At 49.3% G+C, this 21876-nt stretch carries 10 protein-coding genes; 3 read left to right on the plus strand and 7 right to left on the minus strand.

The genetic code is table 11. The annotated features are described in order from the left end of the window. Window positions 1–279: 279 nt before the first annotated feature. On the plus strand, window positions 280–666 hold the full coding sequence (locus AC06MN_RS09375) for a hypothetical protein (RefSeq protein WP_475672107.1): 387 nt from the start codon (window positions 280–282) through the stop codon (window positions 664–666). Here the strand turns inward: AC06MN_RS09375 and secA are convergent. The 4 genes from secA to AC06MN_RS09395 all read right to left on the minus strand — a co-directional run bounded on the left by secA (window position 613) and on the right by AC06MN_RS09395 (window position 10801). Further along, window positions 613–3915 carry a preprotein translocase subunit SecA gene (gene secA, locus AC06MN_RS09380; protein ID WP_475672108.1) on the minus strand — a complete coding sequence of 1101 codons (3303 nt, stop codon included), beginning with the start codon at window positions 3913–3915 and terminating at the stop codon, window positions 613–615. The two genes, AC06MN_RS09375 and secA, sit on opposite strands and share 54 nt — an antisense overlap. A 241-nt stretch (window positions 3916–4156) precedes the next feature. After that, complete coding sequence (locus AC06MN_RS09385) at window positions 4157–4429, minus strand: hypothetical protein (RefSeq protein WP_475672109.1); 273 nt, start codon at window positions 4427–4429, stop codon at window positions 4157–4159. Window positions 4430–4609: 180 nt separating this feature from the next. Continuing rightward, complete coding sequence (locus AC06MN_RS09390; RefSeq protein WP_475672110.1) at window positions 4610–6274, minus strand: T9SS type A sorting domain-containing protein; 1665 nt, start codon at window positions 6272–6274, stop codon at window positions 4610–4612. 126 nt (window positions 6275–6400) lie between these two features. Continuing rightward, window positions 6401–10801, minus strand: coding sequence for a leucine-rich repeat domain-containing protein (locus AC06MN_RS09395; protein ID WP_475672111.1), 4401 nt, complete (start codon window positions 10799–10801; stop codon window positions 6401–6403). Between the two features lie 829 nt (window positions 10802–11630). On the opposite strand from AC06MN_RS09395, the gene AC06MN_RS09400 reads away from it, so the two are divergent. Continuing rightward, window positions 11631–12920, plus strand: coding sequence for an ATP-binding protein (locus tag AC06MN_RS09400; RefSeq protein ID WP_475672112.1), 1290 nt, complete (start codon window positions 11631–11633; stop codon window positions 12918–12920). Window positions 12921–13026: 106 nt separating this feature from the next. Here AC06MN_RS09400 and AC06MN_RS09405 read toward each other — a convergent pair whose 3' ends face one another. Further along, on the minus strand, window positions 13027–17475 hold the full coding sequence (locus tag AC06MN_RS09405; RefSeq protein WP_475672113.1) for a leucine-rich repeat domain-containing protein: 4449 nt from the start codon (window positions 17473–17475) through the stop codon (window positions 13027–13029). 69 nt (window positions 17476–17544) lie between these two features. Then, window positions 17545–19356, minus strand: coding sequence for an amidohydrolase (locus AC06MN_RS09410; RefSeq protein WP_475672114.1), 1812 nt, complete (start codon window positions 19354–19356; stop codon window positions 17545–17547). Window positions 19357–19366: 10 nt separating this feature from the next. Between AC06MN_RS09410 and AC06MN_RS09415 the strand changes: the two genes are divergently transcribed. Then, on the plus strand, window positions 19367–19732 hold the full coding sequence (locus AC06MN_RS09415) for a hypothetical protein (RefSeq protein WP_475672115.1): 366 nt from the start codon (window positions 19367–19369) through the stop codon (window positions 19730–19732). Between the two features lie 350 nt (window positions 19733–20082). Here AC06MN_RS09415 and AC06MN_RS09420 read toward each other — a convergent pair whose 3' ends face one another. Continuing rightward, complete coding sequence (locus AC06MN_RS09420; protein WP_475672116.1) at window positions 20083–21633, minus strand: ATP-binding protein; 1551 nt, start codon at window positions 21631–21633, stop codon at window positions 20083–20085. Window positions 21634–21876: the final 243 nt, after the last annotated feature.

The raw sequence follows: 21876 nt of genomic DNA on the forward strand, positions 1-21876 counted from the left end.
GGTTCTCGCCCATCGGCTTGCGGTATGTAGTAGTTTTCTGCATGATTCCGTATGATTTCTACTGCAAAGGTACGATTTCCTGCTGAAATATCAAACTAAATAACTAATTATTAGTAAGTTAATTTATAGAACAGCCCTTAAGTGAGAATTAAAAACGATAATAGCTGCTTTTTCGCTTCGCTGAACGCAAATTATAATCACCTATATATCAGTTTAATTTATGGAAATTCATGTTTTAATTTGTGGAAATTTGTGTTTATAAAAAACGACATTGCGTAATTGACCAAAATTGACGTAAATTGTCTTGGAAAAAAAGAAAAGCAAGAACAGTATATTGTTGGAAGACAATTATCGTCAATTAAACGTCAATTATGTGAGAATAAAAAAATAAGCAATAATATACTTTTTGACCCAGGACGAAAGATGTTAGTTGGAAAAAAGCCGAAAGGCTGGTATGAATCGAGCGGTTGCGAGATTCAAAGGCGGGTGGAGAAAGGTTTTGAATGTTTTGGTTATAAAAAGGTCAAATTGTATGTTATTGCCAAAAAAAACTGCCCGACTTGCATCGGGCAGAAAAACAAAATAAAAATAAAAAACCATGAAAAACTTCTCTTATTCAATTCCGCCTTCCAAGCGGCCGTGGCAGTTCTTGTATTTCTTGCCTGAACCACATGGACACGGGTCGTTGCGGCCAACCTTCTTTTCAACGCGGATTGGCTGTGTCACCTGCTTTTCCTGCGTGTCGCTGTGCGACTGGGTGAGCAGGTCGTTGCGCTGTTCCTTGATCTTCGAGCGGTCGATGCCCTGGGCACGGTGTTCGCGCACGGTGTCAGGTTCCTGCATCGGGATGTCGGCCAGCATGAGGAAGGAAATGACGTCTTCGTTAATTTTCTCAATCATTGCCTTGAAGAGGTTGAACGATTCGAGTTTATAGATGACCAATGGGTCTTTCTGTTCGTAGGTGGCGTTTTGCACCGATTCCTTCAGGTCGTCGAGGTCGCGGAGGTGTTCCTTCCAGGCATTGTCGATGAGGCCTAAGGTGATGCTCTTTTCGATGCAGAGCGATACTTCGCGTGCTCCGTTTTCGACGGCGCGTTTCAGGTTGACGATGACATTCATGCCGTGCTTGCCGTCGGTAATCGGGATGGCGATGTTTTCAAAACGGTTTTGACGTTCATACACGTTCTGAATGACCGGCATCGTCTTCTCGCCAATGATGCGTGACTTCTCGCGGTATTGCGCAAGGGCAGCATCGAAGAGCTTTTCGGAAAGCACTTCCGGCTTGCTCTTATCAAATTCGTCGCGGCTGAATGGTGCCTCGATGCCCATGCTCGAAAGCAAAGCCATCTGGAGTCCATCGTAATCCTTGACACCTTGATATTCATCGATGAGTTTCTCGCCGAAATCGTACATCATGTTGTTGATGTCGATGGAGAGACGCTCGCCGAACAAGGCGTGGTGACGCTTGCTGTAAATCACTTCGCGCTGCGAATTCATCACGTCGTCGTATTCCAGCAAATGCTTACGCACGCCGAAGTGGTTTTCTTCCACTTTCTTCTGTGCTTTCTCAATCTGCTTGGTAATCATCGGGTGCTGGATGACTTCACCTTCCTGCAAACCCATTCTGTCCATGATGCCGGCAATACGTTCCGAGCCGAACATACGCATCAGGTTGTCTTCCAAGGAGACGAAGAACTGTGAGCTGCCCGGGTCGCCTTGACGGCCTGAACGGCCACGCAACTGACGGTCGACGCGGCGTGATTCGTGACGCTCTGTGCCGATGATGGCCAGACCGCCGGCTTCTTTCACACCAGGTCCCAACTTGATATCGGTACCACGGCCAGCCATGTTGGTGGCAATGGTGACGACGCCAGCTTGACCGGCGTCCTTGACGATTTGTGCTTCCTTGAAGTGCAGTTTTGCATTCAATACATTATGCTGTATGCCTCTGCGGGTCAGAAGTTTGCTGAGCAATTCGGAGATTTCGACGGAGGTCGTACCTACCAATACAGGACGGCCTTCGCCAACCAGACGTTCGATTTCGTTGATGACGGCGTTGTATTTCTCACGCTTCGTCTTGTAAATCATGTCTTCCTCATCGAGACGGGCGATGGGGCGGTTGGTCGGGATGACTACCACATCCAGTTTGTAGATGTCCCAGAATTCGCCTGCTTCGGTTTCAGCGGTACCAGTCATGCCTGCCAGCTTGTGGTACATGCGGAAATAGTTCTGCAAGGTGATGGTGGCGTAGGTCTGCGTGGCGGCTTCCACTTCCACGTTTTCCTTGGCTTCGACGGCCTGATGCAGACCATCCGACCAGCGGCGGCCTTCCATGATACGGCCCGTCTGTTCGTCGACGATTTTCACCTTGTTGTCGATGATGACGTAATCAACATCCTTTTCAAATAAGGTGTAGGCTTTCAGCAACTGACGCACGGTGTGCAGACGCTCCGATTTTTCGGAGAAGTTGCGCATCAGTTCGGCCTTGCGCAACACCTTTTCGTCGTTGGTGAGGTTTTCCTTTTCCATTTCGGCGATTTCGGCACCCACATCAGGCAGGATGAAGAAATCAGGTGTCTTGTAGGCGGCGGTCAGTTTGTCGATGCCTTTATCGGTGAGGTCGACGGTATTGAGTTTTTCATCGATGACGAAATACAATTCATCATCAATGATGTGCATGTTCTCGTTGTGATTCTGCATGTAGAAACCTTCGGTCTTCTGCAACAGACTACGCATACCCTCTTCGCTGAGGAACTTGATGAGGGCGTTGTTTTTAGGCAGACCGCGATAGGCGCGGAACAACTGGTCGGCGCCGTGGCGCTTTTCCTCTTCGGTGGCTGCCGGATTGGTGAGTATCTTTTTGGCTTCGGCCAGGATAATGGTCACGAAGCGTTTCTGTTCTTCGTAAAGGCTGACGACGTCGGGCTTCAGTTGGTCGAATTCCTGCTGGTCGCCGCGTGGGGTAGGACCTGAAATGATAAGCGGGGTACGGGCATCGTCAATCAGCACGGAGTCGACCTCGTCGACGATGGCATAGTGGTGCTTGCGCTGCACGAGTTCGTTCGGGTCGCCTGTCATGTTGTCACGCAGGTAGTCGAAACCGAATTCGTTGTTGGTGCCGTAGGTGATGTCGGCCAGATAAGCTCTGCGGCGGGCTGCCGAGTTAGGCTGGTGCTTGTCGATGCAGTCGACGGTGAGACCTAAAAACTCATACATGGCCCCCATCCATTCCGAGTCACGCTTGGCAAGGTAATCGTTGACGGTGACGACGTGTACGCCTTTGCCGGCCAATGCGTTAAGGTAGACGGGCAGGGTGGCCACGAGGGTCTTGCCTTCACCGGTTGCCATTTCGGCAATCTTGCCTTGGTGCAGCACGATACCGCCGATAAGTTGCACGTTGTAGTGGACCATATCCCATGTGACGGTGTTGCCGCCGGCGGTCCAGCTGTTCTTGAAATAAGCCTTGTCGCCTTCGATGGTGACGTGCTCGTATTTGGCGGCCAGGTCGCGGTCGAGGTCGGTGGCGGTCACTTCAACGGTTTCGTGTTCGCAGAAATATTTGGCGGCGGCCTTCACCACTGAGAATGCCTGTGGCTGAATCTCGTTGAGGGCTTCCTCGATGAGTTCAAGTTCCTTTTTCTCCAACTTGTCGATTTGGGAATAAATCTTCTCTTTTTCATCGGGTTCCATGTCGTAGTTGGACTCGGCCTTAGCCTTGAGTCCGTTGATTTCCTCAACGACGGAAGCGGTCTTCTGCTTGATGTATTCCTTAAATTCGACAGTCTTGTGGCGCAGTGCGTCAATATCGAGTTTTACGATTTCTTCGTAAGCCTTGAGTGTTTTCTGAAGGATTGGCTCCAATGCCTTGTTGTCGCGGGTGGCCTTGTCGCCGAATAGCTTTTTTAAAAATCCCATGTATTCAGTGATTTAAGATTCAAAGATTTAAGATTTAAAGATTCAAAAATCAATTATATGACATTTATATATTTATAGTCCAATGGCTTTTTGACAGCGCAAATTCCGTGCAAAGATAGTTTTTTTCCTTGAACTGACAAAATAACAGACAAAAAGGCAGAAATGTTTTGCTAATTCATATTGAAAAAGCCCTGACCATAACGGCCAAGGCTTTTCTCTTAATACAATTAAATCAATAAATTTACTTCTTGTTTCTCTTGCTCATGGCGTATGCTGCGCCAAAGCCGATGAGAAGCAGGGCGCCGCTGCCAAGAGGTGCGGCATCCTGGTTGGTGTTCAGGCCGTGTCCGGGCAAAAGTGGAGTGCTCACGCCGCCGTCGTTGCCGCCGTCGCGGGTCTCGCCACGGCCAAACAGTCCGCCGCCTTGGGGCTGACCGTTGTCGCCGAAATACTGTGCTGAGGCAGCGAATGTCATGCCGAGAACGATTGCTATTGTCAATACTAATTTCTTCATTTCTGTATCTTTTTTATTCTACTATTTCTTTTCCTTTTCGGAATCGCTTCTGCGAAGCGAGAAATCCGTCAAAAATCTCTTTAAAAAATCTATTGAAAATCTCTTTTTTATTTTTGATTGATTTTGAATCCAATTTTTGAATGATTTCTGGGCGAAGCCCATCCCGTTACTGTCATTTAATTATTTCACCACAATCTTTTGCGTCTTGCCGTTGAGGTTAAGGATGTACACGCCAGCGGTCATGCCGTTGGTGCTGATGCGGCATTCGCCGTTGATTTCTTCGCTGCTGATGATGCGTCCCATCACGTCGATGACTTGCAGGGTGGCGCGGCCTTCGTTGCTGATGACGATTTCGCCGTTGCTGATGTAGGCGAAGTTCGCTGAACTTGTCGAAGCGTTTTCGTCAACACCGGTCACGCCGAACACAAGTTTGAAGCGTGAAGCGTAGTCGTTTGCCTTGGCTTCAAAGCTGTAGCTCGCTGAGCCTGTCGAAGCGGAGGCGGCAAGCAGGTCGACATCGGCACCCGTGAGGTTATCAATAAGGTGCATGTATTCGGCTTCCACGTTTTCGGTGTTGACGGTGATGGTATAGCTGCCGTCTTTTGCTGCCTTGAAGCTGACGGGGATTTCACCGCTCGTTGAGCTTGTCGAAACGGCGGCATATTCCTTGCCATTCTGAGGGATGAAGATCTTGGTATTTTCAGGATTCAGCATGAACTTCTCGGTGTTGAAGCCTTCGCCGAAGCATACGATGGCGTTGTTGATGACGCTTGCGCCACGTTCAGTCTCGCTGACGGTGATGTCGAGTGCTTGGCTTGGTGCAGCATTTTGCGGCTGATTCTTTGAGAAACGAGCGAAATAATCATATTCATGTTCAAGAGACTCAAAGTCGTCAGGAATCGAAACAAAGATGCCTTCGCCGGCTTTCACTGTAACACAGCTTCCCGTAGTGATTAAAAAATCACTGCCCACTTCATTCAGTGTAAGGAAAGTCGGTTGAGTAATTGATTGTTCTTCTTCTTGATATTGGGCATATAAGGAAAGATAAGCGTCGCAGGCGTAAGGATTGCCGACGAGATTGAAGCCTTTCAATGTGTTGGGAGTAACATCGTCAAGAAGCTTCGGGGTGTATTGCAACTCGATGCTTTTATCAGTAGTGCTTGGCAGGAGTTGGCCATCCATCTTGATAACATTTCCATCCGTTCCAGCTTGTGAATAGAGGTAACCTTTGCCGTTTTGCAAGCTGTTGAAACTGCCCTCTCCCGTGGCCTTGCTGTTGTACCAGTAATGGGAAGGTTCGTTGTAAAGGTACAAGTCGTGATTTTCGCCTAATACGGTATGATCCGCAATTGACAGGTCGCCATTGAAAGGTGAAGCAATCAGATTCCAGCCGTCTGTTGCCTCGGTAGAGGAATAGGTAAGGACATTCTTCTCGAAGGTAGCCATCACGCCATCGCTATTGTGGATGAGTTGCCCGCCGTCTTCGATGACGAGGTTATTGGCGTTGGCATTGCTCATTGTTTCCGAAACGGAGAGTTTGCCGTTGTCTAAGATGTAGATAGGATAGGCAACCTCAAGGCTTTCGGCGTTTACTTCATTGTTGATGGCCGAGCCGAAAAGAACGGTGAGCGTGTTGCTTCCGGAAAGTGTGTATTGTTCTATTGCAGTTTCACCTTCATTGACGGTGATGGTGTTGCCTTCGCCAAAAACAACGCTTGGCAGGTTGCTAAGCTGATAGCAGTTCTTGTTGGTAGTGCCTTGCCGTGTGACAACAGCATTGATTTCCTGTGCGTTAGCTGTGGCGCAACCTAAAGCTGCGATGATGATTGCTAATGTCTTTTTCATTTTCTTATTTAGTGATAAATCCTTTTTTAATCGGGGTGTAAAATTACAATTATTTTTGATACGAATCACATTTTTTTTGTGTGTTTTATGCGCGGCATTTTATTTCTTTATTCCCCCAATCCCCCGTTATTTCCCGAAGTCAACCTTTTTGGGGTTAAGATACGTCTCGTTGCTGTTGTCGGCGCGTGTCACGCGCACGGCTGGTGTTCCGTTCTCCTTGATGAACTCCACTTTCTTCAGTCCGCTGAGGGTGATGGTGCTGTCGTCCTGATTGGTGATTTTTACCAAAGTGCCGCCGTCAATCACGATGCGCGTCAGGGCTGAGCTGCCGTTGTCTTTCAGGTAGGCGTGGAACGGGTCGATGTTGAGGCTGCCGACTTTGACAAACTCGCCGTCCTGTTGCTCAAACAAACCGTCCTCCGTAAGCTCCTTGGCTTGGAAAGTGCCTTTCAGCGCGAAGTCGCCGACGGTCTGGTCTGATACCGTGATGGTGACGGGAACGTTTGTTGACGGAGCCACAGGCATTGCCGTAAGCGTGAAGCTGGCGGCATCTGTCTGGTTCCTGAACAAATAAGGCTTGCCAGCCACGATGTTTTCAACTATCGAAAGGGTGAGCGTGCCGTTTGCCGCATCCACGTTGTCGATGGCGAAGAATACGATTCCCGAGTGGCTCGAAGGCACGAAAGGAAGAGTGATCGTTCCCCATTCGCCGGGTTCAAGCGTGCCGTGGTAATGTGCCTCGGTGAAAGGATGATAATCATTCATCTTATTGCCAATGTACAGCTTGTCGCTGTCGGTGAGGTCGAGGATTCTATTATACAAATTATCACATGGCCAAAAGGCTTCAGTGCTCACTATAGGCAAAGAATTAAATGTTACAGTTGTCAAGGAATTGCAATAGCTGAATGCATGTTGGCCAATGCTCGTCACACCTGACGGGATGTTGATTGACTGCGATAAGTTACATTCGGAGAATGCATATTGGCCAATGCTCGTCACACCTGACGGGATGTTGATTGACTGCAATAAGTTACATTCGTAGAATGCAAATTCATGAATGTTAGTCACGCTGTTTGGAATTTCCATTGACTTCAGGGTAGAACAGGCTTGGAATGCTTTATATCCAATGCTCGTCACAGCCCTGTCGAATGTGATGATGCCCTGACCGCCCTCGTATGTGTTGTAATTAATGCCAGCTCCGAAAGCATTAGACATGTATGGAGTGACGATTTTGCCGTCCGTGCTGGTGTACCAGATTTCCTGCGAAGTCTCGTTGTTGTAATACTGCCTTTCGCTTGTATAGTTTACAAAATAGATGCCGCTGAATGTCGGGTAGGCATCCGTTCCCAACTGCTGACGCCAGTGTCCGCCGTACTTGTTGCCGTTCAGTATCCAGCACGCCTCGCCGTCTGCAAAGGCTTCGGCGTTCTTTATATGGACATTACTGATATTTGCATAGTCGTAGATATTGTACGCCACGCTGCATTTGCCTTCAAGCGAGACGCAGTTGCTGACCGAATAGGTGACAGCTGTATTCTTCGCCACAGAGCCGCAGATGCCGCCGCATGCAGAGCCTTCCGCCACCTTGCCTGTGTTGTAGCAGCCGGACATGGATGCATAATGCCAGCATGAACCAACTATGCCGCCGGCGGTGCCTTCTGCCGATTGAACGGTCGCCGCGTTCCAGCAGTTCTCAATCCGTCCGTTTGCAAAGTCACCGCAGATGCCGCCCACGTGGCTCTTGCCCCGGAAATAGCTGTCCTTTATGCCGAGGTCGTGGATGTAGGCAGTTACATTTCCGGAATTGTTTGTCATACCGAAAAGCCCGACCGCCGATCTGTTTTCATCATTGAAGAAAAGTCCGCTGATGGTATGACCGTTGCCGTTGAACTCGCCACTGTAACCGTTGTAGGTGTACGCCTCACTGCCCCATCTACCTATCGGAGTCCAGTCCTCAAACGTGCCGCTGTTTAGGTCGCCGTTGCTGTCTAAAACGCCGGTGTTCATCGTGATGTCTGCCGTCAGCACGGCGCAGGCTGTTAGGTTTCCCCCGTTGACAATGTCGGAAAACATTTGCAGTTCAAACTTGTTGCCTATCCTGTATGGGTCTGCCGCCGTGCCTGAGCCGGAAATATCCCCGTCATAGTTATAGTAGGATTGCGATGTCGCATTATAATACACTAAATATTCTCCCGACAGGGTCGGATAGCCGTCAACTCCCAGCTGCTGCCGCCATTTGTCCGATGTCTGGTAATCGTTCAGCATATAGCACACCTCGCCGCTCGCAAAGGCTGCGGCATTCTTTATCGAGACATTATGGATACCCACACCACCCTCGTAGAGGTTGTACGGCACGTTGCATTTGCCTTCAAGCGAAAAGCAGTTGCTTACCGAATAGGGGACATTGGTATTCTTTGCCACTGAGCCGCATACACCGCCGCAGAATGCACCTTCTGCCACCTTGCCTGTGTTGTGGCAGTCGGACATGGATGCAGAATGCCAGCATGAGCCGGCCATGCCGCCGGCGGTGCCGTTAACCGACTGAACTGTCGCCGCGTTCCAGCAGTTCTCTATCCGTCCGGATGCCAAGTCGCCGCAGATGCCGGCTACATGGCTCTTGCCACGGAAATAGCTGTCCTTGACGCCTACATCGTGGATGTAAGCTCCGTTGGCCATGCCGAAAAGCCCGACCGGCGACCTGCTTCCGTCATTGAAGTAAAGTCCGCTGACGGTGTGACCGCCGCCGTCGAACTCGCCCTTGTAACTCGAGTTGTAGTTGTTGTCCCAACTGCCTATCGGCAGCCACTGCTTGAACACGCCCTTGGGTGTTCCGTCCTCGTTCAGTACATTGGTGCTGCCCGTGATGTCATTCGTCAGTTTGGCGCACAGGTTCGCGCCATTCATATATTCAACCTCAAGCGAGAAGCCGTAGAGCTGCGGGTAGTTCCCGATCTCCAATGGGCTTGCCGCCGAGCCGTCGCCCCGGCCCGAACGCCACGAGCGCACCGGGCGGTCGTCCCAGTTGCCGTGCCCCGCCACATCCTTCACATAAATAGTAGCTGGACAGTCTTTAAACGGCTGATGGTCAATGTACATGAAGCCGCAATCGGGTGTACCATCACCCAAATAGAATATTTCGGAAAGATTGATACATTTAGTAAATGCTGCTTCGTCTATTCTTGTAATGGTGCCCAAAAACGTTACGGAACGAAGGTTGTCACAAAAGGAGAAAGCATCTTGTGGAATTGTATTTACCCTACTTGGAATCGTTATTGACTGTAAACTCTGACAATTGTTAAATGCATATTCCCCGACAGAATTCAATCCGTCAGGAATCTTGATGTCCTTAAGGCTACCGCAATCAGCGAAAGCATAAGATGCAATGATATTCACCGTACTTGGGATGGATACGGACACAAGGCTGGAACATTCATAGAAAGCAGATTTGCCAATATCAGTGATGGACTGAGGCAGCACAACGGAAACAAGGTTGGAGCAACCATAGAAACAATTATAATCGTAGCTAAATTCAGGTGGATTGCCGTCGAAGAACTGCACGCCGTGGCTGACCATGTAGGCGTTCAGCTTAGGACGATCTTCTGGGATCCTTGATTTTTCCGCCGTTCCTCCGTTGTTGGTGGTGTACCAGATTTCGTTGTACGGAGGCCCTGCCACCACATTCCCGTGCAGGTAACTGAGAGGGATGCCGTTGTATTTCTCGTAGTTTTCCTCCAACACGTGGTATTTAACTGGGCAGTTATAGAAACAATCGCTTCCAAAAGATGTGGGCGGCGTGTTGCCGAGGAACGACACCGATTCTAGCTTTTTGCAATTCTTGAAGGCCTTTTCGCCTATCGTCAAGCCGGCCTCGTTATCGATGACTACCGACTTCAGTTCAGCGCAGTGGTAGAATGCCTGTTCGGTAATGCTTGGCACTCCGCTGCCTATGGCGACGAACTTCAGGCTGTTGCAGTCGTAGAATGCGTTTCGGCCCAAGAGTGTTACCGAAGCAGGAATGGCGACGGCTTCCAAAGCATCGCACTCTTCGAAGACGCCATACATTTCACCATAGCTCCCTATATATCTCAGTCCGCTGCCGAGGGTCAGATTCTTCAGCTTGTCGCAATGATAGAATGCGCAATAGCCTAAGTTTATCACGGAATTTGGCATGTGGAACGTAACCAGTCCGTCGCAGTCGTTGAATGCCTTGTCTCTGATGCTGGTGATTGTATTCGGCAATGAGACTTCGGTAATATGGTCTTCGCTATTGAAGTCGCTTTCGCCGATATACTCAATAATGGCATCGAACTTGATGTAGTAATGGCCGTTTTTTTCCCCATGCTCTCTTATTATCTTACCGCACAAAGGCTTGCCGACATCATATTTGCCGGCGGTAAGCTTTTTGCCATTGTCGGTTGTGTACCAGATTTCGTTGTTCGGTGGTGTGGCGAGGTCTGCCAAAGCCGAAAACGTGCAGCACATCACAAATGCTGCCGAAAGCAAGAGTCTTAGAATGTTTCTATTCATGAGTATTTTGTTTATAAGTTTTTTACAGATGATGATAAATTGCAAATTTCGGGCGGCAAAGGTACGATAAATTCGGTTTTTCTCCACGTATCGCGCGTATCTTTTTATCAATTTATCGTCAGCCCATCTGTATCATTTATGCGCAAGGCGCATTTATAATTTCTGTATAATCTGTAAAATCTGTAGTTTGTTGAGAATCAATGTAATCAGCGCAATCTGCGGTTCAAGAAAACATGTTCCGCCAAGGCGGTAGAAAGTAAATTCGGAGTAAATTTTAGAGTAAATTTTTAATGGGAAACAAATCTAACACAAATCATTACACAAATCTTTTTTTATCATTGTCTCCACCTAATCGGTTGTCGACAACTGTCATCGTCAAGACGATGCCAGCTACTGGGTGGAAGGATTTTTGGGCGATGAGCCTACGGCGGCTTGCCGCCATCATTCTCCAGCACGGAAGCAAGGATTTATGATAGATTTATGAAAGATTTGTTTCTAAAAACATCTCGCGTCAGCCAATCAGTGAAATTGATGCGCTTGCGCATTAATAATTCTGTATAATCTGTTAAATCTGTAGTTTGTTGAGAATCAATGTAATCAGCGTAATCTGCGGTTCCAAAATTTCTTAATTCCCCCGCTATTTCCCGAAGTCAACCTTCTTGGGGTTAAGATACGTCTCGTTGCTGTCGTCAGCAAAGGTCATGCGCACGGCCGGCACATTGTTTTCCTCTATCACAAAAACAGGAAGTGATTTGCCACAAAAACAGGAAGTGATTTGCGTATATCCTTTTTTTTGTAATTTTGCGGCGAATTTCTAAAGCAATTGATTATGGCATACTTAAACCGAGTATTTGACGTGCAATTATCCGACTATTTGGATGCGTTCGGAGCTGTCCTGATTGAAGGGCCGAAATGGTGCGGCAAAACCACGACTGCAACACAACACGCACAAAGCGTGCTGAAGATGCAGAACGGCGACACATTGGAAGCGACCTTGAAAACGATACAGGTGAAACCGTCCATTTTACTGCAAGGTGCCACACCCCGTTTGATCGACGAATGGCAAGTGGCTCCTCGTCTTTGGGATGCCATCCGCGACGAAGTTGACATTCGCAATGAAGTCGCACAGTTTATTCTGACAGGCTCCAATGCCGTTGATAAGAAGCAAATCCAGCATAGCGGCAACGGACGCATAGCTCGGTTGAAAATGCTGCCGATGAGTCTGTGGGAATCGCAGGAGTCGAATGGTGCGATTTCCCTTCAGGCCTTGTTTGACAATCCTCAAATGGACATCGACGGCATCCAATCGGAATTGACCATTGAGCAGCTTGTTTTTGCGGCCTGCCGTGGCGGTTGGCCGGCTTCACTCTCACGCAAGACCGACCAGGCCAAATTGCTCGTGGCAAGGAATTATTTCACCACCGTCTGCGAGGCGGATATTCAGAATGTCGATGGAGTGAACCGCAATCCGGCGTTGGCAAGAGCCATACTGCGCTCGTATGCACGCAACATTTCAACATTGGCCAAGAAGTCAAGTATCGTCGCCGACGTGAATGCGTCGGCCGAAAACCTGCAGGTCAAGACTTTTGACGATTACCAGCAAGCACTGCAGCGTCTTTTCGTCATCCAGGATGTAGAAGCCTGGAATCCCGCCATCCGGTCTAAGACAGCCATCCGAAGCGGACTGAAACGCGAACTGGCGGATCCTTCCATCGCAGTCGCCGCTCTCGGATTGTCACCATCCACTCTGATAAAGGACATGAAGACTTTCGGGTTCATATTCGAATGCCTGTGCGCAAGAGATCTGAAAGTGTACTCCGCACCGTTAGAAACGGAACTGAACTACTACCATGACCGATACGACTTGGAGGCTGATTTCGTGCTGCATATTGCAGATGGACGATACGCATTGATAGAGTGCAAGTTAGGCAGCAATGACATAGAAGAAGGTGCTCATCACCTGAACGAATTGAAAAGTTTAGTCCAGCAATTCAACCGAAACAACCGTCAGACACAGTTGCGTGAACCTGACCTGCTAATCGTGCTTACCGGCGGACAGTACGCATACACGCGCGAGGATGGCGTGCTTGTCGTCCCCATCGGCTGCCTAAAGCCATAGGGATTCAAAGATCCAGAGATTCAAACATCAAGGTTCCGCAGGTGACCGATGGTTTCGGCATCCTGCGGAACCTTGGTGTTTTTACAGGGTACTCCCTTGCTCCACGTTATTTCCCGAAGTCAACCTTCTTAAGGTCATGATACGTCTCTGTGCTGTCATCAGCAAAGGTCACGCGCACGGCTGGCACATTGTTCTCCTTGATGAACTCCACTTTCTTCAGTCCGCTGAGGGTGATGGTGCTGTCGTCCTGATTGGTGATTTTCACCAAAGTGCCGCCATCAATCACGATGCGCGTCACACCCGAGCTGCCGTTGTCCTTGAGGTAGGCGCGGAACGGGTCAATGCTGAGGCTGTTGGTGTGGACAAACTCGCCGCCTTGCTGTTCATACAAACCGTTTTCCGTAAGCTCCTTGGCTTGGAAAGTGCCTATCAGCGCGAAGTCGCCGACGGTCTGCTCGGATGCGGTGATGGTGACGGGGACGTTTGTTGCCGGGGCCACAGGCGTTGCCGTAAGCGTGAAGCTGGCGGCATCTGTCTGGTTCCTGAACAGGTAAGGCTTGCCCGCCTCGATGTTCTCAACTATCGAAAGGGTGAGCGTGCCGTTTGCCGCATCCACGTTGTCGATGGCGAAGAACACGATTCCCGAGTGGCTCGAAGGCACGAAAGGCAGGGTTATCGTTCCCCATTCGCCGGGTTCAAGCGTGCCGTGGTAGTGAGCCTCGGTGAAACCACCCGCCGGATAGTTCTCCAACGAAGTGCCGATGTATGGCTTGTCGCTGTCGGTGAGGTCGAGGATTTTTGAAGAGAGGCTGTTGCAGTTGTAAAAAGCATTAGAGGAGGAAACCGAAGGCAGGGATTTGAATGTAATCGACTCCATATTAACGCAATCTGCTAATGCAAAACTTCCAATATTCGTCACACCGCCTGGAATTTCTATTGATTTTAGGATAGAACAGTTTCGGAACGCATATTGCCCAATGCTTGTCACACTTGATGGGATGTTGATTAATTGCAATGAACCACACTCTTGGAATGCAAAATCTCCAATACTGGTAACACCGCTTGGAATGGTTACCGACTGTAAGGAAGAACATTTGCGAAATGCATGTTCTCCAATACTGGTGACATTGTCTGGAATTTCTATTGACTTCAGGGAAGAACAGTTTCGGAATGCAGATAACCCAATGCTTGTAACAGCCCTGTCGAATGTGATGACACCCTGACCGTTTCCGTATGTATTGCATGTAACGCCCGCTCCGAAAGAATTAGAGTTGTATGGCGTGACAATCTTGCCGTCCGTGCTGGTGTACCAGATTTCCTGCAAAGGCTCGTTGTTGTAATACTGCCTTTCGCTCGTATAGTTTACAAAATAGGTACCACTTAATGTCGGGTAGTCATCCGTTCCCAACTGCTGGCGCCAGTGTCCGCCGTACTTGTTGCCATTCAGTATCCAGCACACCTCGCCGCTCGCGAAGGCTGTGGCATTCTTTATTGAGACATTATGGATACCCACAGCACCCTCGTAGAGGTTGTACGCCACGTCGCATTTGCCTTCGAGCGATACGCAATTGCTGACAGAATATTCAACATTGCCGTTCCTTGCCACAGTGCCGCAGATGCCGCCACACTGACTGTCGTCACCATGTACCATCCGCACCTTGCCGATGTTATAGCACCCTGTCATGGAAGCACCTGTCCAACAAGATGCCGCTATGCCACCGGCACAACCCATGACACAAAAAACCGTTGCCGCGTTCCAGCAATTCTCTATCCGTCCACTGGCAAAGTCGCCACAGATACCGGCCACCCAGCTGTTGCCGTAGAAATAGCTGTCCTTGATGCCGAGGTCATGGATGTAGGCATTATCACCAGTCTTACCGAAAAGACCGACTCTGTCTTTCGTATAGTCGCCGAAGTAAAGCCCGCTGATGGTGTGACCGTCGCCGTTGAACTCGCCTCTGTAGCCATATCCCTCTCCGCCTATCGGAGTCCAAGGCTCAAACGAGCCGTCGCTGGGGTTGCCGTCGCTGTCAAGCACGTCCGTGTTCATCGTGATGTCCGCCGTCAGGATACCGCAGGCTGACGTGTTTTGAGTGTTGACAATGTCGGCGAACATCAGCAGTTCAAACCAGTTGCCTATCCTGTACGGGTCATCCGCCGTGCCGGAGCCGGAAATATTATCATCATAGTTATAGTATTTATTCGTCCCTGCACTGTAATACACGAAATAATCTCCCGACAGGGTCGGATAGCCGTCAACACCCAGCTGCTGCCGCCATTTGTCCGACGGCTGGGAACCGTTCAGCATCCAGCACACCTCGCCGCTCGCAAAGGCTGCGGCGTTCTTTATCGAGACATTATGGATACCCACACCACCCTCGTAGAGGTTGTACGCCACGCTGCATTTGCCTTCAAGCGAAAAGCAGTTGCTGACCGAATAGGTGACACCTGCTGTATTCTTCGCCACCGAGCCGCATACACCGCCGCAGAATGCACCTTCCGCCACCTTGCCTACATTGTGGCAACTGGACATATACGCAGAATGCCAGCATGAGCCGGCCATGCCGCCGGCGGTGCCGTTTACCGCCTGAACTGTCGCCGCGTTCCAGCAGTTCTCCATCCGTCCGGATGCCAAGTCGCCGCAGATGCCGGCCACATGGCTCTTGCCACGGAAATAGCTGTCCTTGACGCCTACATCGTGGATGTAAGCTCCGTCGGCCATGCCGAAAAGCCCGGCCGGCGCCTTGGTCCCGTCATTGAAGTAAAGCCCGCTGACGGTGTGGCCGCCGCCGTCGAACTCGCCAGTGTATCCGTTGTAAGTATTGGGGACACTGCCCCAACTGCCTATCGGCAGCCACTGCTTGAACACGCCCTTCGGTGTCCCGTCCTCGTTCAGTACATTGGTGCTGCCCGTGATGTCTGCCGTCAGTTTGGCGCACAGGTTCGCGCCATTCATATATTCAACCTCAAGCGAGAAGCCGTAGAGTTGCTGGTAGTTCCCGATCTCCAATGGGCTTGCCGCCGAGCCGTCGCCCCGGCCCGAGCGCCACGAACGCACCGGACGGTCGTCCCAGTTGCCGTGACCCGCCACATCCTTCACATAAATCGTGGCTGGACATCGATTGAAACAATCTCCACCCAAATTAGGAGTCCCCTCTCCCAAATAGAATATTTCGGAAAGGTTAGAACACAAAAAAAATGCATGATGGCCTATGTCTTGGATGGTGCCTAATATAGTCACGGATCGGAGGTTAGGACAATTATTGAATAGATTTTCTGGAATTCCCACCCCACTTGGAATCGTTATTGACTTTAAACCGCAATCTTCAAATGCTTCCTTGCCGATGGAATTCAATCCGGCAGGAAGTTTAATATCTTGAAGACTCCAGCATTTGTAGAAAACTCCTATTCCAATACTTGTCACCGTACTTGGGATGGACACGGACACCAGGCTGGTACAGCCAAAGAAAGCAAATTTACCAATATCAGTGATGGACGAAGGCAACACAGCGGACACAAGGTTGGTACAATACTCGAAACAATAATGATCGCTGTTCAATTCAGGTGGATTGCCGTTGAAGAACTGCACGCCGTGGCTGCCCATATAGGCGTTAAGCGGTGGGGGGGGTGCGGTAATGAAATTGTATCCAGCCGTTCCTCCGTTGTTGGTCGAATACCATATTTCGTTGTACGGAGGCCCTGCCACCACGTTCCCGCTTAGGTAGCTGTTGGAGTTGTATTTCTCGTAGTTCTCCTCCAACACATGGTATTTCAGGCTCGGGCTGCAATCATAGAAGCATTCGTCGCCGAATGAAGAAGGAGGCGTGTTGCCGAAGAACGACACCGATTCCAACTTCTCGCAGTCGTTGAAAGCATCTTTTCCGATACTTACCACGTTGCCGTCGATGGCCACCGACATCAGTTCGTTGCAGTTGTAGAAGGCCTGTTCGGTAATGCTTGTCACCCCGCTGCCTATGGCGACGAACTTCAGGCTGTCGCAGTCGTAGAATGCGTTTCGGCCCAAGAGTGTCACCGAGGCAGGGATGGCGATGACTTCCAGACCGTCGCACTCCTCGAAGACGCCATACGTTTCACCATAGCTCCCTATATATTTCAGTCCGCTGCCGAGGGTCAGATTCTTCAGCTTGTTGCAATGGTAGAATGCGCAATAGCCTAAGTTTATCACGGAATTTGGCATGTGGAACGTAACCAGTCCGTCGCAGTCGTTGAATGCCTTGTCACTGATGCTGGTGATTGTGTTCGGCAATGAGACTTCGGTAATATGGTCTTCGTTATCGAAGTCGTTTTCGCCGATATACTCAATATTGGCATTGAACTTGATGTAGTAATGGCCGTCACTTTCACCGTGTTCGCTTATCGTTGTACCACACAAAGGCTTGCCGACATCATATTTGCCGGCGGTAAGTTTGCTGTTGTTGTCGGTCGTGTACCAGATTTCGTTGTTCGGCGGTGTGCCGAGGTCTGCCAAAGCCGAAAACGTGCAGCACATCACAAATGCTGCTGAAAGCAAGAGTCTTAGAATGTTTCTTTTCATGAGTATTTCGTTTAAAAGTTTATTACAAATGATGATAAATTGCAAATTTCGGGCGGCAAGGATACATTTTTATTTTGAATACACTTCTTTGCCTTCGAAGAAGGTTTTGAGCACTTTGGTGTCGCGAAGCATTTGCGCATCACACGTCAGGATGTCTTGGTCCAAAATGACAAAGTCAGCATACTTTTTCTCCTTGATACTGCCACGTTCTTTCTCCAAATGCAGTTGCCATGCGCCATTATATGTCGCGGCTTGCAGGAACTGGCAGCGGTTGATAAGTTCCGTTGGCTGCCAGGCATACGAACTCGCTTCGTATGCGCCGGTAACGGCAACCATCATGCAATAGAAGGGGTAATTGATGCCATTATCAGCAGGAGTATCTGTGCACTGGCTCACCAGGATGCCATGCTCAAAGAAAGACTGCATGGGATACGCCTCTTTATCGTATGGATAAGGGAGTATATTTCCAAAGTAACTCTCTTCTGCTGCGGTGAAACAATGCCAGTTCATATTGGAGCTGACAGCGATGTTGTGGCGTTTAATCAACGGATAATCATTAGGAGAGACATTGCGGAGATGGCAGATGCTGTTGCGCAGTTCATCATTTCCTTCCTCGCTGTATGCCACTACGCAGCGGTGTACGGCTCCGTCTCCCATCGCGTGTGTATGGACAGAAAGCCCTTCGGCATTCGCCAAAAGCACCAGTGTCCTCATGTCATCTTCTGTCCACAGGGCAGTGCCATGACCAGAGAAGACGCTGTCTGTCGTGCTGGAGGAATAATTGCCCAGCAGGAAACCTGTACCCATCTCCACGCATCCGTCCATGAAGAGTTTGAGGTAGTCGGGATGCACATGTTTCGACTGGTATTTTCGTTGGACAGATGCCGCATTTTTCACGTGGTAGAAAGGTTTGTTGTTGTTGAACCACGGCTCAATCTCATACGTAAGCGAGACGTTCAGGTGCAAATCATCGCTGGCGTCCATTGCGGTCAATGCCTGGAACAGGGACTCATCGTCTGCGTTATAGTTGTTGGTCCATCCCTCGATGATATTGGTGATGCCTGCCGACAGCAGGTATCTCTGCATATTGCCGATACCCTGCGAGATTTGTGCAGATGTAGGGTGCATTTTGTTGTTCAGACCTGGGCCTTGAAGCAGGGATATGGCGCGTTCGGAAAACACGCCGTTCAAATTGCCGTTGTCGTCTCGATACATGAATCCGCCGGCGATATGGTCACGGATGATGCTGTCATTTTCGTTCACGATGCCGGCATTGATCATCGCACGGGTGTTTACGAGCGTGCTGTGGTGGTCGAAACCGGTAAGGTAAATGGGTATCTCGGTAGTGATGGCATCTAAGTCATTTCGGTGGCGTCGGTCTTTTCCGTCTTTTTTCATCATGGCAACGCTGTATCCCTCGCCATAAACATATTCTAAATGCCTGCCGTTTTTCTTGGCATTTTCCACAAAATCGCGCACTTGGGCGATAACTTGATCATAATTCTGCTGGTCGGTGAATTGGATGGTGTTATCCATCATCTGCTCGTTGATGAATTTCAACAAATAGTGGGCATGACCATCGGTGATGCCTGGGATGATGATACCTTGGTTGTTGCAGTCTATGATACGGCTGTTGTCTGTTTTGAAAGCGTTGGCACCGGCTTCGCTACCAACATATTCAAATCTGCCGTCCTTAATCACCATGGCTTTTGCCATCTTGTAGTAGCCACTGTCAGTAGGGGCCTTGTCCGGATCTGTTTCGGCGGTATAGATTTTCCCGTAAACGATGATGTTGTCCCACTCCTGGGGGTCGTTGTTTTTTTTGCACCCCGTGAGGGCAATGGCTGCAACAGCCATCCATACTAAAAATAATTTTCTCATTATTAACTGAATGCAGGCTCTGTCTATTTCATTTCATCGCCAGAACCGGCAGAACCCATATTCCGGCTTTGGCGGTGCGAGACCCTCGCGTCTCAAATTGTGCTGCAAAAGTACGATAAAACTCGATTTGTCTCCGCGTATCGCGCGTATCTTTTTATCAATTTATCGTCAGCCCATCTGTATCATTTATGCGCAAGGCGCATTTATAATTTCTGTGGCTGTAGTAAAATATATGACTGACTTTTCTATTATGCAGGAAACGACACAAACGCCGCACTTACAAGCATTTATACAAACGACACAAATAACGCCGTTGATTTACTTCTTATCTTCTTTTGTCTTGCCACAAATCGCAGCGCAGCAAGATTCAACGTAGTTAAAAGAAGCAAAAAGTCAAGAGCAGGACAATCGGCCCAACGCACAGTCTGCCTAAGAACTTGATTTTCAAACATCATGTCATAAACGCAGATATATGAAAATCAAGTCCTTAGTCAGCCTTTTGGCGGACGCTGCCCCGCCGTCCTGCCCGACCAGCCGCACCCACCCCGAATGGGCTTTCAACACTTCAGTCAGGACAATCTTTAAAAAGATGGTGAAAACACGGTATCAACGAAATCAATAAAAAATCAGTCTTTTATTAAACTACAGCCATTTCTGTATAATCTGTAAAATCTGTAGTTTATTGAAAATCAGCGTAATCAGCGAAATCTGCGGTTCAAGACAGCTTCACGCCACAACCCACCTGTCGATATTCCTGCAAGCCGTGCTGAAGTTCACGCCCACCTTCACGGTGCTTCGTCCATCACTTTTGAACGGTTCGGCGTAACCCTTCTCATCAATCTGCGTCAAGGCCTCTTCGGCTGACTTGTTAAACTTGAACTCAAAGATATAGATGTAGTCCTTTGTCTTGATGGTCATGTCCATGCGGCCCTTGTTGGTGTGTTCCTCAATCTCGACGTAGTAGCCGCACAAGGCGGTGAGGATGAACATCACGCTCTGGAAATGCCGCTCCTGCTGAGGCTCCAATTCGTAGGGGCAGGCGCTCAAAAATGATTGTAATCTTTCCATGAAGCCCTCGATGTCGCCTTCGCGCAAGGAGCGCACGAAACGGCTGATTTCGAAGCCTGAGCCGACGGCATCCACGTTGGTGTAGCTCGGAATGAGGAAACGCACGAAACCCTGACGCACTTCCTTGTTCGGGAAGCCCAATTTGTACAAGCCGAATTCCTCATCATAGCCTTTAATGGTCAGGTAGCCGCTCTGGTAAATCACTGGCAAGGGATTGGTTGAGGCGATGTCAACGCTGTTCAGCACATCACCCACCACTTCCTCTTTCTCAATGCCTGAGAGGTTGTATTGGTGCTGCTTCAGCAACTCAACAAGGTAGGTCGGCGTGCCGGTCTCGAACCAGTAGGCGCCTATATTTCCCTTGTAAAAGGCGTTGATTAAACTGAACGGGTTATAAACTCCTGGCAGTTTCTCTTCGCAGAAATGGTAGCCGTCGTAGTTCTCGCGAAGTGCAGCGTATGTTTCGTCTACCGACTTTTCTAGCTTTTCGGCGAGTTCGGCCACTTCTACTCCGAAATTCGCACGAAGCTCTTGCTCCGAGATGCCGCAAATGTCATGGAATGCAGCATCCATTGAAATGTCGTTCATGTTGTTCAGGTCGCTGAAGACGCTCACCTTGCCGAATTTGGTCACGCCGGTGAGGAAGGCGAAGCGGATGCAGCCGTCCATCGACTTCAAGGCTCCGTAGAAGCCTTTCAGCGTGGCGCGGTAGGCCTCCTGAAGTTCCGGCTTGCTGATGGCCTGAAGCATCGGCTTGTCGTACTCGTCGACCAATATCACCACAGGACGGCCAGTCTTTTCGTAGGCGCGGCGGATGACGCCTTGAAATCTGCGTCCTATAGCGGATTCCGATTCATCCTTGCCGTAGATGCGCTCCCATTTTGTAACCTCTTCATCAAGGAGTGTGCAGAGTGCTTCCAGCGAGTCATATTTCTGGGTGTTCAAATCCAGGTGCAGCACGGGGTGTTCCGTCCAGTCGTGTTCCAGTTTCGCGATGGCGAGACCTTCGAAAAGTTCTTTTTTCCCCAAGAAATACGACTCAAAGGTGTTGAGCAGCAGGCTCTTGCCGAACCTGCGCGGGCGCGAAAGGAAATAATAACACCCTTCTGTCGCCATTTTATAGATGTATGCTGTCTTGTCGACATAGCAATAGCCCTCCGTTCTGAGTTTCTCAAAGCTCTGTATTCCGATAGGCAGTTTCTGTCCCATAATCGTAACTGTTTTTGCTATTCTGATGTGCAAAAGTAGAAATTATTTGTCTTTTGGAAACAAATCCAGCACAAATCTTGGCAATAATATACAATTTGTCCTTTTTACCAAAACATTCTAAACCTACAAAACCATTCTCTATCCGCCTCCGAATCCCGCGACCGCTCGATTCTTACCTGCCTTTTGGCTTTTTCCAACTTACATTCATCATGCTGGGTCAAATAGTAAGTAGGTGAGCAAAAT

The organism is Candidatus Limimorpha sp. (assembly GCF_056203535.1).

Bases quoted from the DNA above. Each gene is read 5' to 3' on its own strand.
- secA (WP_475672108.1), bottom strand. From the start codon at position 3,915: ATGGGATTTTTAAAAAAGCTATTCGGCGACAAGGCCACCCGCGACAAC.
- AC06MN_RS09385 (WP_475672109.1), bottom strand. From the start codon at position 4,429: ATGAAGAAATTAGTATTGACAATAGCAATCGTTCTCGGCATGACATTC.
- AC06MN_RS09390 (WP_475672110.1), bottom strand. From the start codon at position 6,274: ATGAAAAAGACATTAGCAATCATCATCGCAGCTTTAGGTTGCGCCACA.
- AC06MN_RS09395 (WP_475672111.1), bottom strand. From the start codon at position 10,801: ATGAATAGAAACATTCTAAGACTCTTGCTTTCGGCAGCATTTGTGATG.
- AC06MN_RS09400 (WP_475672112.1), top strand. From the start codon at position 11,631: ATGGCATACTTAAACCGAGTATTTGACGTGCAATTATCCGACTATTTG.
- AC06MN_RS09405 (WP_475672113.1), bottom strand. From the start codon at position 17,475: ATGAAAAGAAACATTCTAAGACTCTTGCTTTCAGCAGCATTTGTGATG.
- AC06MN_RS09410 (WP_475672114.1), bottom strand. From the start codon at position 19,356: ATGAGAAAATTATTTTTAGTATGGATGGCTGTTGCAGCCATTGCCCTC.
- AC06MN_RS09415 (WP_475672115.1), top strand. From the start codon at position 19,367: ATGCAGGCTCTGTCTATTTCATTTCATCGCCAGAACCGGCAGAACCCA.
- AC06MN_RS09420 (WP_475672116.1), bottom strand. From the start codon at position 21,633: ATGGGACAGAAACTGCCTATCGGAATACAGAGCTTTGAGAAACTCAGA.